Annotated in this window: 12 protein-coding genes and 2 pseudogenes; 5 read left to right on the top strand and 9 right to left on the bottom strand. The window is 64.0% G+C overall.

The window, feature by feature from the left end:
• Positions 1-2: 2 nt before the first annotated feature.
• The 3 genes and pseudogenes from ACVIHF_RS15095 to ACVIHF_RS15105 form a co-directional block, all read right to left on the bottom strand.
• Complete coding sequence (locus ACVIHF_RS15095; RefSeq protein ID WP_016847559.1) at positions 3-914, bottom strand: carbohydrate ABC transporter permease; 912 nt, start codon at positions 912-914, stop codon at positions 3-5.
• Entirely contained in the window at positions 914-1,852 is a 939-nt protein-coding gene (locus tag ACVIHF_RS15100) for a carbohydrate ABC transporter permease (RefSeq protein ID WP_028340672.1), read from the bottom strand. Before ACVIHF_RS15100 ends, ACVIHF_RS15095 begins: the two co-directional genes overlap by 1 nt.
• Before the next feature lie 116 nt (positions 1,853-1,968).
• A pseudogene (locus ACVIHF_RS15105) lies at positions 1,969-3,310 on the bottom strand (ABC transporter substrate-binding protein).
• A 443-nt stretch (positions 3,311-3,753) separates the two neighbouring features.
• Here ACVIHF_RS15105 and ACVIHF_RS15110 point away from each other — a divergent pair.
• The gene (locus ACVIHF_RS15110; protein WP_456792206.1) at positions 3,754-4,494 is read left to right on the top strand and encodes a Spy/CpxP family protein refolding chaperone; all 741 of its coding nucleotides are present in this window, start codon (positions 3,754-3,756) and stop codon (positions 4,492-4,494) included.
• Between the two features lie 305 nt (positions 4,495-4,799).
• On the opposite strand, the gene ACVIHF_RS15115 is transcribed toward ACVIHF_RS15110, so the two are convergent.
• The 3 genes from ACVIHF_RS15115 to ACVIHF_RS15125 are packed head-to-tail and all read right to left on the bottom strand — an operon-like array spanning position 4,800 to position 7,831.
• Positions 4,800-5,201: a VOC family protein gene (locus tag ACVIHF_RS15115; protein ID WP_253608627.1), complete on the bottom strand. Its 402-nt coding sequence runs from the start codon at positions 5,199-5,201 to the stop codon at positions 4,800-4,802.
• A gap of 24 nt (positions 5,202-5,225) precedes the next feature.
• A complete protein-coding gene (locus ACVIHF_RS15120) occupies positions 5,226-6,413 on the bottom strand; it encodes an acyl-CoA dehydrogenase family protein (RefSeq protein ID WP_456792207.1) in 1,188 nt (395 codons plus the stop codon).
• An 11-nt stretch (positions 6,414-6,424) separates the two neighbouring features.
• Positions 6,425-7,831 (bottom strand): MFS transporter, encoded by a 1,407-nt coding sequence (locus tag ACVIHF_RS15125; protein ID WP_456792208.1) that lies wholly within the window; start codon positions 7,829-7,831, stop codon positions 6,425-6,427.
• A gap of 219 nt (positions 7,832-8,050) precedes the next feature.
• On the opposite strand from ACVIHF_RS15125, the gene ACVIHF_RS15130 reads away from it, so the two are divergent.
• Positions 8,051-8,347, top strand: a complete 297-nt coding sequence (locus tag ACVIHF_RS15130; protein ID WP_210262664.1) for a PilZ domain-containing protein — start codon at positions 8,051-8,053, stop codon at positions 8,345-8,347.
• A gap of 216 nt (positions 8,348-8,563) precedes the next feature.
• Complete coding sequence (locus tag ACVIHF_RS15135; RefSeq protein ID WP_456792209.1) at positions 8,564-9,166, top strand: adenylate/guanylate cyclase domain-containing protein; 603 nt, start codon at positions 8,564-8,566, stop codon at positions 9,164-9,166.
• A gap of 159 nt (positions 9,167-9,325) precedes the next feature.
• On the opposite strand, the pseudogene ACVIHF_RS15140 reads toward ACVIHF_RS15135, so the two are convergent.
• Positions 9,326-11,396: pseudogene (locus tag ACVIHF_RS15140) on the bottom strand (ATP-dependent helicase).
• Positions 11,397-11,508: 112 nt separating this feature from the next.
• Between ACVIHF_RS15140 and ACVIHF_RS15145 the strand changes: the two are divergent.
• Complete coding sequence (locus ACVIHF_RS15145) at positions 11,509-11,766, top strand: hypothetical protein (RefSeq protein WP_057018676.1); 258 nt, start codon at positions 11,509-11,511, stop codon at positions 11,764-11,766.
• A gap of 173 nt (positions 11,767-11,939) precedes the next feature.
• Here the strand turns inward: ACVIHF_RS15145 and ACVIHF_RS15150 are convergent, their stop codons facing one another.
• The gene (locus tag ACVIHF_RS15150) at positions 11,940-12,194 is read right to left on the bottom strand and encodes a hypothetical protein (RefSeq protein ID WP_225164411.1); all 255 of its coding nucleotides are present in this window, start codon (positions 12,192-12,194) and stop codon (positions 11,940-11,942) included.
• Positions 12,195-12,311: 117 nt separating this feature from the next.
• Positions 12,312-12,512, bottom strand: a complete 201-nt coding sequence (locus ACVIHF_RS15155) for a DUF3072 domain-containing protein (protein ID WP_026192767.1) — start codon at positions 12,510-12,512, stop codon at positions 12,312-12,314.
• Positions 12,513-12,573: 61 nt separating this feature from the next.
• On the opposite strand from ACVIHF_RS15155, the gene ACVIHF_RS15160 reads away from it, so the two are divergent.
• Positions 12,574-12,885 (top strand): hypothetical protein, encoded by a 312-nt coding sequence (locus ACVIHF_RS15160; protein WP_092084726.1) that lies wholly within the window; start codon positions 12,574-12,576, stop codon positions 12,883-12,885.
• The last annotated feature ends 136 nt before the right edge of the window (positions 12,886-13,021 follow it).

Below are 13,021 nucleotides of genomic sequence, written 5' to 3' on the forward strand. Positions count from 1 at the left end.
GTTCAACCCTTTGTCGCACCGGCGGTCAGGCCGGCAATGTAGTAGTCCATCAGGAAGGCGTAGATGATCAGCGGCGGCGCGGCGCCGAGCAGGGCGCCGGTCATGATCTGTCCCCAGTTGAAGACGTCACCCTTGATCAGGGTCGTGATGATGCCGACCGGCAGCACCAGCTGATCGGTCGAGGTCGTGAACACCAGCGGATAGAGGAACTGAGCCCAGGAGACGGTGAAGGCAAAGATCGTGGCCGCGATCAGGCCGGGCAGCGCGACCGGGATGAAGATCCGGGTCAGCGTCTGGAACCAGCTCGCGCCGTCGATGATCGCCGCCTCGTCGAGCTCCTTCGGGATCGAGGCGAAATAGCCGATCATGATCCAGGTGCAGAACGGCACCGTCAGCGTCGGGTAGATGAACAGCAGCACGTACCAGCGATTGACGAGCTGGATGCCGGTCCAGTCGCCGAACACGGCGAACATCTTGAACAGCGGGATGAACAGCAGGCTGTCAGGAATGAGATAGGTGAGGAACACGCCGGTCGCGAGCGTCGCCGAGCCCCAGAATTTCATCCGCGCCAGCGCAAAGGCCGCCGGCACGCTGATCAGCATCGTGATGGTGACCACGATGATCGAGACCCAGGCCGAATTCCAGAAGAAGCGCAGGAACTGGTTCGAGGTCAGCAGCTCGATGTAGTTGCTGAGTGTCGGATGATAGACCCACCACGGATTGGTCGCGGCCGAGATCTCGGCGCTGCTCTTCAGCGAGGTGATCAGCATGTAGATCGGCGGCGTCAGCGAGAAGATCGCAAACAGCACCAGGAAGAAATAAGACCAGCGTAGCGCCCAGGCGCGGTCGCGGCTCATGCTGCCGTACTTGACCTTGCGGGTCGGTCCGGACTTGTCGATCGTCAGCGAGCTCATCAGGCTTCGTTCCCGCGTTTGGTGATGTCGCGCAGGATGAAGATCGCCGCGACCGCGAGGATCGGCACCATGAACAGCGAAACGCTGGCGCCGAGCGGCACATCACTGCCCTCGATGCCGACGCGGAACGCCCAGGTGGCGAAGATATGGGTGTGGTCGAGCGGCCCGCCCGCGGTCAGGATGCGCACGATGTCGAAATTGGCGAAGGTCACGATCAGCGAGAACAGCGTCGTGATCGCGATGATGTTGCGCATCATCGGCAGGGTCACGTACCAGATGCGTTGCCACCAATTGGCGCCGTCGATCGCGGCCGCCTCATAAAGCTGGTCGGGTACCGATTTCAACGCCGCCAGATACATGATCATGAAGAACGGCGCGCCGTACCAGACGTTGACCAGGATCACCGAGAAGCGCGCCCACATCGCATCGCCGGTCCACGGGATCGGCCCGATGCCGAAGAAGGAAAGCGTGTAGTTGAAGGCGCTGTAGGAGGGGTCGAACAGCCAGAGCCACGCCAGCGTGCTCATCGCCGGCGGGATCACCCATGGCACCAGCAGCATGCCGCGCCACTTGCGCTGCTTGTTGGCGGGTACGTTGTGCACGAAATGCGCGACGATGAAGCCGATCAGGGCTTTGAAGATCACCGCCGAGATCGCGAAAATGCAGGATTGCTTGACCACCAGCCAGAAGGTGTCGCGCTTGAACAGGAACTCGAAATTGCCGAACCCGACGAACTTCGTCATCGCCTTGTTCAGCGTCGCGAGGTGCAAGGAGTAGAGGGCCGGGTAGAGCACCAGGATCGCGATCAGGAGGATCAGCGGCAAAGTCATCAGGAACGCGGCCATCGACTTGCGCCGCAGCGCGTTGCGCAGGCCGACGCGCCTTCGTCCCGTCTGGGCAGCGGCCGCGCGGTTGGATTGGAATGCGACATCAACCATAACGCAGGTCCCTCGCGCGGGTTGGTTGCACAGCTCGCCGGTTCGGCGGCTGGGATGTGAAGACGGGACCTCGCGCGGCCAACATTACGGGCGGTCGCGCGAGACCTCGCTTGTCGTCAGCTTCGCATGAAGCCTTCGCACTCGCCCTCGGCCCAGGCGAGTGTCTTTTCCATGCTTTCACCCTGGTAGTACCGCAGGCACATCTTGGTCAGTGTGGCCTGGAAGTAGATCTGCTGCGCGATCTTGGGCGGCGCGGGCGAGGCCGCAATCGACAGCGTCTGGTGCTTGTAGGGGTTCGGATAGTGGTAGAGCGTCCCCTTTGGCGGCGCTTGCTCCGCCCAGACCTTCAAGGTCGTGAGCTTTTCGTAGGCCGGCAGGGTCATAGCCACCGCTGGCGACCACCATTTTCTCGATCGATGCAGGTTGCGACAGGTGCGTCAGCAGGCTCTTCGCCGCCTCCTTGTTCTTCGAGAACGACCAGATCGACCAGAAGAACGGCAGATAGGGCGCGAAGCGTCCCTTCGGCCCGGCCGGGAACCCGTGCGTCCAGCACTGCTCCGCGACTTGCGGAGCATCGCGCTTGGCGACCGCCCACGCGCTCGGCGGATTCAGGATCATCGCGCCCTTGCCGGCGACCAGCCACTTGTTGTTGGAAGCGTCGTCCCACGCCGACACATCGGGCGGCAGGAACGCGAGCAGCTTCTTGTAGTAGTCGAGGGCCTGGCGCACCGCGTCGGTCTTGACGGTGAGATTGCCCTTGGCATCGACCAGCTGCGCGCCGAACGACTGGAAGATCGCGCCGGCGGTGTCGACGCTGTCGCTGGTTTCGCCAAGGCCGATGCCGAACGGGAATCCAGCCTTGTGGCAGGCTTCGGCCGCCTTGAGGAAGGTATCGAGAGTCCAGTTATCGGCTTTCGGCTCGCTTCCGGCCGGATACATCTCCTGCACGTCAATGTTGGCGTGTTTCTTCATCAGGTCGATGCGTGAGCAGGGACCCTTGATCTGGCTGCCGACGCTGGCGGGAACGCCGAGCCATTTACCACCGGCCTGGCCGAGATATTTCACCGTGCCGTTGACATCGCCGTTCAGCTTGAGGAGCGGATCCATGATGTCGTTGACCGGCTCTAGCAGCTCGGCGTTAGCCTGCGGCCACCATGTCGGCATCTGGAAAATATCGTGACCGGATTTCGCCTGCGCCTCGGCGGCGATGGTGACGATGTTCTTGTTGCCCTGGCTGGTGATGTAGTCGATCTGGACCTCGACCTTCTCCTTGGCAGCCCATTCATTGACCAGCTCGGTGGACGCACTGTTCGCGCCGGGCACCCAGTGATCCCAGAAGCCCATCGAGAGCTTTCCGGCTGCGTAGGCGCCACGCACGTAGGGGGCTGTAATCAGCGCGGCCGATGACAGCGCTGTCGCTGCGACGAATTCTCGGCGCGAGAGCTTCTTCCGTGACATGGCATTCCCTCCCTGGTAGCCGACGGACAAAAGACTTTTTGAATCCCGTTGTTGTTTTTGTGCGTCGCGTTTGCGCGACGTCGCGGGATTGCGTTGAAACCGATCAGAACAGAATTGCCGGCATCTGTCGAGAAACGAGATGCTGATGCCAACTAGAACTAACGTTGTGGTCAAATAGCAGGCAGTGTCGTTCGCATCATTGCAGTTGCCGGCGGTTTGCCGCGCGTCTTGCGATCATGCTGCGACGCACGCGGAGACAAGGTCGCAGACGGTGCGCGGTTGAGCCGCAGCTTTCCGGTCAAGCCTCAGCGAACTCTGTTCCGCCATGTTGATGCCCGGCGCGGCCGATAGACTTGCTGAAGCCGGAAACGCTAAAGTCCGGATTTGTCGAACCTACTCCCGCATCAATTCCGCAATCCACCACCGATCACGGAGACCCGATCATGCTCATCCCGGTAGCGAAGCTGCGCGCACAATGGAGATTGTGCGCCGCGGTTGGGGCCGCCACCGTCACGTTGCTCGCAGTGCCTCATATGGTCGATGCGCAGATCGTGCAGGGCGTCGAAAAGGGGGCGCGCGAGGGCAACAAGGCTGCCGGGCCGGTCGGCGGCGTTCTCGGCGGAGCCATCGGCGGCGTTGTCGGGGTGGTGACCGGCGTGACCGGGGTGTTGACCGGCAACAATGGCAACAACCCCAATGCCGGCAGCGGCAAGAACGCACAGGGCGCGGCGGCCGGCGCCAAGGCCCCCAAGTCGGCCAAGGCCGCCGCCAAGGACAAGGGCGCGAAGCAAGTGCCGACCGTGCTGACCCAGGCCGGCGCGCCGCAGCTGACGGCCGAACAGATCGTCGCCAACAGCGACGCCAACATCGAACGGATCAAGAAGGAGCTCAACCTGACGCCGGAGCAGGAGAAGAATTGGGCCGGCTTCAACAGTGCGATGCACTATCTCGGCCACAACGGCGCCGACCGACTCAACCTGCGCATCGCGCGGGCGCAGCGCGATCCGCCGGATGACATCATCGAGCAGATGCGCAACGAGGCCCAGTTCCTCAATGACCGGGCGGTCGATCAGCGCGGCGTCGCCGACGCCGCCGAGCCGCTGTTTGCCAGCCTCGACGACAAGCAGAAACAAATCTTCATCAACGAAATGGTCCGCCTGAGCCACGAACGCGGGCTCGACTGAGGAAATCTCGCCGGCCAAGTGGGGACGAATAGCCGGGCCACCAAGCCCTGGGGTAGGTTAAAGGCGCAGCACCCGGCTATTCTGCCGCAGCGGCGCGGCCCGGTTAATTCGTCATTCAATGTTGAAGAAAAACGGACCGGATCACGCCCGAGTGATGGCCGAGTCAGGGCCTTGTCGGGAACCATCCACAGCGCCCGAGGCCAGCGCGGATTGAGCCGTCAATGACCGGGACATCGGCGCGGCAAAGCGACGATGTCCTTCGGACGGCTCTGCCCGGCAATCAGCGATCCGCAAAACGCCGGCGCTTAGCTCTTCGGGAAGTTCAGCTCCACACCGACGCCGTCCGGATCGTAGAGGAAGATCTGGGTGTCGCCGGTGCGCGGCACGATCTGCTCACGGAAGGTGACGTTCTTCGACTGCAGGCGCTTGCGCACGGCTTCGACGTCGCTGGCGGCAAAGGCGATATGGTCGAGGCGGCCGGTGTCCTCATATTGCTTCGCGGTGCCGCGCACCACGATGCCGTCGCGGGGCTTGCGGGTGCCCATCAGATGGACGGTGGCCTGACCGCCGGAATAGAGCCAGTAGCCGGGGAAATCGAGCGGCGGCCGTTCGCCGTTCTCGAGCCCGAGCACATCGCAATAGAACGCCTTGGTCTTCTCCAGATCCTGCGGCTCGATGGTGTAATGCTGTAGTCCACCCAATGGCATGGTTCTTCTCCTTGAGAAATCGGGTTAAACGAAGCTGAGGTCGGCATCGACGCCCAGCATCCAGGCGCCGACGGTCTCGAAATGACTGAAGCGGCCCTGCAGTTGCTGCGTCACGGTGTGGATGTCGCGGAAGCGCCGCTCCAGCGGATGGCCGTCGAAGATCGCAGTGGCGCCTGCGGTGTTGTAGGCGAAATCGACGGCCTCCCGCGCCTTGTGGATGGCGTGCGTGGCCGCCATTCGGATCGTCATGCGCTGTGCCACCGTGATGCTGTGGCCGGCAACCAGATCCTTCCAGATGTCGGCCATCGACTGCAGCAGGAAGGCGCGGGCGGCGCGCAGATTGACCTCGGCTTGGGCGAGGCCGGACTGCACCACCGCATTGTCCCGCAGCGTCTTCTTCATGCCGCGCGGCACCTTGTTGCGGGCGACGTCGACGAAATTGTCGAGCGCGCTGCGGGCAATGCCGCAGGCGACCCCGGCAAAGCCGATCTGGTAGCAGGTGTGGTTGCTCATCCGGTACAGCGGGCCGTCCTCGCGGCACTCGCGGTCGAATTCGCGGGTGATCGAATGGTCCGCGCGGACGAAGAAATCGTCGAGCGCGAACTGGTCGCTGGCGGTACCGCGCAATCCGACCGTGTTCCAGATGTCGGTCCATGCGACGTCTTCGGTCCGCGCCAGCATGGTGCGCTCGACCTGCTCGCCATTGGCATCCCGGCGCGGCGAGCCGTCCGCGGCATAGACCGGGCAGTGCGCGCCGAGCCAGGTGGCGTGCCGCCCGCCCGAGGCAAACGACCAGACCCCGGTGACGCGGTAGCCGCCCTCGCACTCGATCGCCTTGACCTTCGGGCCGGGGCCCCAGGCCAGCACGGCACGCGGGTCGGCAAACACTTCCTGCGCGACCGGCAGGTCGAGATAGGCCGCCGACATCGCGCAGCCGCCGGCTTGGCTCAGGCACCACGCCGTCGAGGCATCCGCCTTGGCGATGGTCTCGATGGCATGGAAGAAGGTGACGGGATCGGTCTCGATCCCGTTGCTTGAACGCGGCAGCAGCAGGCGGAACAGCCGCGCCTCATGCAGTCGGTCGAGCAGGTCGGGCGGCAGGCGGCGCGTCGTTTCGATATCGTTGGAGGCGGCCGCCACCGTGTCCCTGATCGCCTCGGCGCGGGCAATCACGTCGCGATCACCGATAAGGTCCGCAGAAGTCACATTCATGTTCGCCTCCCTCAGGCGCGCCGGATCGTTGCGGAGGCCGCGACGTCGACCGTCGCGTTGAGCTCCTTGTCGATCTGCTCGATCGATTTGCCCCGGGTCTCGAGCCCGAAGAACAAATAGACGGCCCCCGCCATCAGGAACCAGCAGCCGAGATAGACAAAGGCGGTCGGGATCTGGGTCAGTGGCACGTCGGGCTTGAGGTAGTTGTTCGAACCGACGATCAGCGCAAGCCCGACCGGCCCGATGATCTTGCCGATGCCGCCGAAGCCATAGGCCGACCCCATCCCCGTGGTGCGCAGATGCGACGGCCAGACCTCAGCCGCGTAGGGACCGACGATCGCAAAGCCGCCGTCGGCGAAGAAGAAGGCGGCGGCCAGCAGCAGCCAGAACGCCGACATGCCGAACAAAGTCGCGTCGTAGTGGTAGCCGGCGATGATGGTCAGCGCGCCGGCGCCGAAGCCGAGCAGGCCGCCTGCAACACGCCGCCCCAGCAGCTCCGAGAACCAGGAGAACGAGATGCGGCCGAGGAAGCCGGTGATGCTGAGCAGGATCATCATCTTGGCGGCTTCCTGCGGCGTCACCTTCAGCAGCAGCACGAACAGCGCGGGGGCCCATAGCGTGATGCCGTAGACGCCGGTTTGCGCGCCTGCATTGCCGAGCCAGGAGACGATCAGGCTGCGCGGATATTTGAACAGATCGAACCAGCTCGTCGTGACGATCGGACCGGCGTCGGCCGCGCTCGGCAGCGGCAGCTCCGACGGCGGCACCTGCAGCGCCCAGGCCAGCGACTTGCGGGCTTCGTCATAGCGTCCTTGCCGGCACAGCCAGCGCGGCGACTCCGGGACCCAGATCCGAACCAGCAGCACCAGGACCGACGGCAGCACGCCGATCGCAAACAACAGCCGCCACTGATCGGTTCCCATGACGGCTCCGAGCACCGCGCCGAGGCCGACGCCGAGCGGGATCACGCAGGTGACGAGGCCGCCGACCCAGCCGCGCTTGTGCGACGGCATGAACTCCTGCACCAGCGGCACGTCGACACAATAAAGACCGCCGACGCCGGTGCCGACGAAGAAGCGCAGGATCGCCAGATAGACCCAGCCGTTATCGGGTGTGAAATAGAGCAGGCCGGTCGCAATCGAGAAGTTCAGCACCGTGCCGATGAAGACGATACGCCGCCCGACCCGGTCGGCGAGCCAGCCCCAGAGGTAGGCGCCGAGGATGGCGCCGATGCCGGAACTCATCAGCACGGTGGCCGACTGGCCGAAGGTGAGCTTCCACGGTCCGATCAGGAACGCGAGCACGAAGCCGATCAAGAAGTAGTCGAAGAATTCCAGCGCATCGCCGATGATGGCCGCCGCCAGGATCTTGATCTGGTTGCCGGTCAGAGTCGTCCGGCGATCGAGAATCTCGAACATGGCGCGTCTCCCCATGGCGCCTGTTCATTGTTCCCCGGAGCGTGCGTCGCGCCAGCGCATCGCCCATAGGATGAGGCTATCCTCGTGCCAGCGCGAACGACAAGCCCGCGCCGACGCGGGGCTCATCTGCATTGGCGCGATAAGCGGTTCGGCGTACTGCTGCGCACAAATGGTGGTGCGAAAGCCCGATGTGAGCCGCCGGAGCCGTTGACTTCTGCAATGCCGATCGCCCACGTTTGCGTGGAGGAAGCGGGGAGCAGCCGGGTGGACGAAAAGCGCAAGCATCCGCGAACCGAGGTCAATGAACCCGGCTATGTCTCGTCGGGCGGTTCGGTCATGCATTGCACGATCGTGAACATCTCGCCGGAGGGGGCGGCCATCGAGGTCGAGAATCCGGCCTTCGTCCCGCACCGATTCCGCCTGGTGATGGCCCGCGACGCCTCGGTCGTCTACGAGTGCCAGGTGATCTGGAGTAAGAAGTCGCGAATTGGAGTGAGTTTCGTGGCAACCGCCTGAGCGCGGCTATCTCGATTGGGGACGCCCATGAACCTGCGTGCCAAGGCGGTCGGGTTTCGTTGCTGGAACAGCAGGTGATCCGCCGATGACTCCGGAACCTGCAACGATCTGCCTTGGCTGCTGGCAAAACCTGCATATGCCGATCCCGTTGCGCGGTCCCTTGGCGGCGCCGTTCCGTCTGTTCGGCGTCCGGCCGAGCCGCATGAACCCGAACACATGCACGCTCTGCGAGATGGCCTTCTCGAAGATTATGAAGGCGCGCGCCGTGACCATCGACGCCACCATCCTGTTCGCCGATCTGCGCGGCTACACCACACTGACGCAGACCATCGCGCAGGACGGGCTGACCTCGCTGCTCGACGCGTTCTACGACGACTGTGCCGCGCCGCGATCTGGCGCTATGACGGCATCCTCAACAAGACCATCGGCGACGCCGTGTTCGCGATCTTCAATTTTCCGGTGCGGCGCGACGATCATGCCGTGCAGGCCTTGCTCGCGGCGCGCCAGATCCAGCGCAGTTTTCGCGACAGGCACGACGCGCTGGTGCGGGCGATCGGCGCCGGCGACATCGAGATCGGCATTGGAATCGGGATGGATAGCGGTGACACCAATTTCGGTGAGTTCGGCCAGGCCCACCGCGACCTGACGGCAGTCGGCACGGTGGTCAATCGCGCGGCGCGCGCGCAGGCGGCCGCCAGGTCAGGCGAGATTCTTGTGACGACGGCCGTGCGGGATCGAACCCGCGACATGATCACGGCAGCCGGTGCCGATTACACCCTGAAGGGCTTCGACCAGCCCGTCACATTGTTTCCTGCGTGAATTGGCTTTCGCGTGAATTGACGCGGCGCAAAAAAGACGGCTCCAGCCTGCAACTGCGCGCCGAAGCCGTCGGGGATGGTCGTTTGCCGATTACGAACGCCGCCTCAACGCAAGGTCGGCGGCTTTGTTCCAGCCCGGATGAAAAGCTTCGAACCGGCGTCAGCGCCACATGCCGCGCATCCGGGCGCCGATGTCGATCGGCGGCGCGCGGTTGGCCGCGGGTGCCTGCGCGGCCGCGGCGCGCGGCCAGGTGGTCCGCTCGAACATCGGCAGCAGTCGTTCCGGGATGAAGCGGGTGCGCGAGGCATACATGTGGCGGTCGGCCTTGGCCGCCTGGTCGTGGACGAAGAAGCGCTGCGGCACCAGCAGATGCAGATCGTCCTTGGCGCGGGTCATCGCGACATAGAGCAGGCGGCGCTCCTCCTCGAGTTCGGCCGACGTGCCGGCGCCGAGGTCGGAGGGCATGCAGCCGTCGACGACATTGAGCACATAGACGGATTTCCATTCCTGGCCCTTGGCGGAATGGATCGTCGACAGGATCAGATAATCCTCATCGAGCAGCGGTGGCGCCAGCCTGGTCGCTGGTCGCATCGGGTGGATCGAGCGTGAGTTCGGTGAGAAAACGCTCGCGTGACGGGTAGCCGGCGGCGATCTGCTCGAGCTGAATGAGATCGGCGCGGCGTACCTCGCTGTCCTCGTGGATGCGATCGAGATGCGGTTCGTACCAGAGGCGGGCGCGTTCGATATCGACGGGCCATTCCGAGTAGCGGAGGTTCTCGATGGTCTCCACGAACAGCCGCCAATCCGCACCGGCGCGGGGCGGAGCGGGCAGCGCGACGAGCGCAGCAATCGGATCGGCGGCCTCCGTCATGCGGTCGAGCACCCGCTGCGCCGAGGCCGGACCGACGCCGGGCAACAGATGCAGGATGCGAAAACCTGCAACCCGGTCGCGCGGATTGGCGGCGAAGCGCAGCAGCGCCAGCATGTCCTTGACATGCGCGGCGTCGAGGAATTTGAGGCCGCCGAATTTCACGAACGGAATGTTGCGGCGGGTCAGTTCGACCTCCAGCGGTCCGCTGTGCGAGGAGGTGCGGAACAGCACCGCCTGGTGCTTCAACAGGGTGCCTTCCTCACGATTGGCCAGCACCTGCTCGACGATGTAACGGGCCTGATCGGCCTCGTCGCGGATCGTGACGAGCAGCGGCTTACGGGTCGAGGTCCGGTCGGTCCACAGGTTCTTGGTGAAGCGCTCCTTTGCGAGCGAGATCACGCCATTGGCCGCCGACAGGATCGGCTGCGTCGAGCGATAGTTGCGATCGAGCGTGACGATCTCGGCGGCCGGGCTGAACTGGGCCGGGAAGTCAAGGATGTTGCGCACGGTGGCGGCGCGGAACGAATAGATCGACTGCGCGTCGTCGCCGACCACGGTGAGCCCGCGTCCCGCGGGCTTGAGTGCGAGCAGGATCGAGGACTGCAGGCGGTTGGTGTCCTGATATTCGTCGACCATCACATGGTCGAAGCGGCCGCCGATCTCCTCGGCCAGGGCGGTGTCCGTCACCATCTGCGCCCAGTAGAGCAGGAGGTCGTCGTAATCGAGCACGTTCTGCCGCTGCTTGGCTTCGACATAGGCACCGAACAGCTGCTTCAATTCACTGGCCCAGCCGGAGCACCACGGGAAGAACTGGCCGAGCACGGCCTCGATCGGCATCTCCGCGTTCACGCAGCGCGAATAGATCGCAAGGCAGGTGCCCTTGGTGGGGAACCGGCCTTCGGTGCGGGAGAACCCGAGATCGTGGCGGACCAGATTGATCAGGTCGGCGGAATCCTCGCGGTCATGGATCGTGAAGGCCGGGTCGAGGCCGATACGCTCGGCGAATTCGCGCAGCAGCCGCGCGCCGATGCCGTGGAACGTGCCGGCCCAACTCAGCGCGTCGGTCATGACCGAGGCGCGATCGCCGAGCACGCGGCGCGCAATGCGCTCGACGCGGCCGGCCATCTCGGCGGCGGCGCGCCGCGAAAAGGTCATCAACAGGATGCGGCGCGGATCGGCGCCAGCGACGATCAGATGCGCGACGCGATGGGCGAGGGTGTTGGTCTTGCCGGACCCCGCGCCCGCGATCACCAACAGCGGCGCGCCGACGATGCAATCCTTGCCGACCCCGTGCTCGACAGCGCGGCGCTGCTCGGCATTGAGCGCATCGAGATAGGCTGTGTTGGCAAGATCAGTCACGAATCACCCCCACGAAACGCTAACAGACATTGCGATTCATTGGGGCCGACGCGCCGAGGCGGACGCAGAGAAATTAGATTGACATTAACGCGGCGCGGCGCACAACCCCGCCATGGGTGACGTATCCAAATCCGACACGCCGCTGAAGGCGACGTTCAAGGTGCGGCTGAACGGCGAGACGGTGACGCTCGCGACCGTCGGCCAGGCCTATAGCTTCATCAGCAATCTCAGCGCCGTCGAATGGATGGAGTTCCGCTCGCTGCATGACGAGGCATTGGTTGCGCTCGAGAGAGCGGCCGGTAACGCCATGCTGACGGTGCAAGCGACCAACGCGTTGCGGATGCTGTTCGTCCGCGCGAAACTGCTTTGAAAAGAAAATGAGCCGCCTTGGTGTTCCATTGGCCCTCCAAGGCGGCCCGAGAGTGCGGCTGAAGCGCATTGCGCACCCGGCCGTCGCGTGTACCGCCGTTACCTTGTTTGCGGCCATAACGAACAGCGCCTTACGCAACCACCGCCGATTCGGCTGTAGCCGCGGCACCACAATCACGGGCCAACGTCATCGACCAGGCGGTCATACACGAGCGCAGACCGGAGGTTCATGGTTGCGATCTTCAGATAGCCCGGCTCGCGCATGGCGTTGTTGAACATCATGATCGCCGTCTTCCAGTAGCCGCGCTCGCGCTGATCCAGGTTCAGCGCGGACAGGTAGTCCGCGGCGTCGCCGACCGTCGCGAGCGTTCGCCCGTCCTTCAGCGTAATCGGGAACGCAAGCGGCGACCGCTTCTCCAGCTCCAGCACGTCAGGCTCCCCCAGGACCAAGCAGCAATAGACAAAGCAGCAATAACAGGAACAGACCTAGCTGCGCCGCTATATCAAAGCCTTAAGGGGACGTCCGGCCTGGCTGGAGTGGACGGTTCAGAAAGAATCCGCCAGTGCGATCTCCGCCTTCAGCGCGTCGATGCGCCGTTCGGCTTCCTCGGATGTCAGGTCGCGTGCGTACTGGTTCGGCTGATAGGCCTCCTCGGCGAGGCTCCTCAACCGCAGCGCCTGGGCACGGGTCATCAGCCCGCCAAGGCGCTCCGCAACCCCACCATATCTTACCGCTGCCACGCTCATTGCTTGCCTCGCTTGCTGGATCGTGACTTGACAATATGTTCTATTTTTGTTCTAACAAGCTATGGATAACAAGATCAATGAAATTCGGCGCAAGATCAGCACGTTGCGAGCTGAGATGACCCTGATCGAGGCGTCGATCAGGGATCAGGTCAACCGCGACCTCGATTGCAGTGAAGCATCCTACCGGCTGATGGCGATGCGAGCCGAAGTGGCCCAACTGGTCGGCCGGTGGAAGGCCGCCGGCGGCGGCGAGCGTCTCCCCACGGTCCGGGAGCGGCTGAGCCGGAGCTTCGAGGATCGCACCGGCGCGAAGGTCAAGGTGGACAAGGACAAGGCGAAGCCTACGCCCGGTCACAGCAACGCCCGGGTGTGATCCGGGGGTTTGTCCAAAGAAGGGAGCCTCGAACACCGGCTCAGGCCCAAATCAGGTTTCAAGGAAGGAACCGGGACCGCAGGATCTGCATTTTCTTGTGGTGAGAGCCAATACCATAGCATCGCCCAGCGCCATG

The organism is Bradyrhizobium sp. USDA 4506, from assembly GCF_054058795.1.

Coding starts and splice junctions, on each gene's coding strand:
- ACVIHF_RS15145 (WP_057018676.1), top strand. CDS start 11,509: ATGGGTGACGTATCCAAATCCGACACGCCGCTGAAGGCGACGTTCAAG.
- ACVIHF_RS15125 (WP_456792208.1), bottom strand. CDS start 7,831: ATGTTCGAGATTCTCGATCGCCGGACGACTCTGACCGGCAACCAGATC.
- ACVIHF_RS15135 (WP_456792209.1), top strand. CDS start 8,564: ATGCACGCTCTGCGAGATGGCCTTCTCGAAGATTATGAAGGCGCGCGC.
- ACVIHF_RS15095 (WP_016847559.1), bottom strand. CDS start 914: ATGAGCTCGCTGACGATCGACAAGTCCGGACCGACCCGCAAGGTCAAG.
- ACVIHF_RS15160 (WP_092084726.1), top strand. CDS start 12,574: ATGGATAACAAGATCAATGAAATTCGGCGCAAGATCAGCACGTTGCGA.
- ACVIHF_RS15110 (WP_456792206.1), top strand. CDS start 3,754: ATGCTCATCCCGGTAGCGAAGCTGCGCGCACAATGGAGATTGTGCGCC.
- ACVIHF_RS15130 (WP_210262664.1), top strand. CDS start 8,051: ATGCCGATCGCCCACGTTTGCGTGGAGGAAGCGGGGAGCAGCCGGGTG.
- ACVIHF_RS15115 (WP_253608627.1), bottom strand. CDS start 5,201: ATGCCATTGGGTGGACTACAGCATTACACCATCGAGCCGCAGGATCTG.
- ACVIHF_RS15155 (WP_026192767.1), bottom strand. CDS start 12,512: ATGAGCGTGGCAGCGGTAAGATATGGTGGGGTTGCGGAGCGCCTTGGC.
- ACVIHF_RS15120 (WP_456792207.1), bottom strand. CDS start 6,413: ATGAATGTGACTTCTGCGGACCTTATCGGTGATCGCGACGTGATTGCC.
- ACVIHF_RS15100 (WP_028340672.1), bottom strand. CDS start 1,852: ATGGTTGATGTCGCATTCCAATCCAACCGCGCGGCCGCTGCCCAGACG.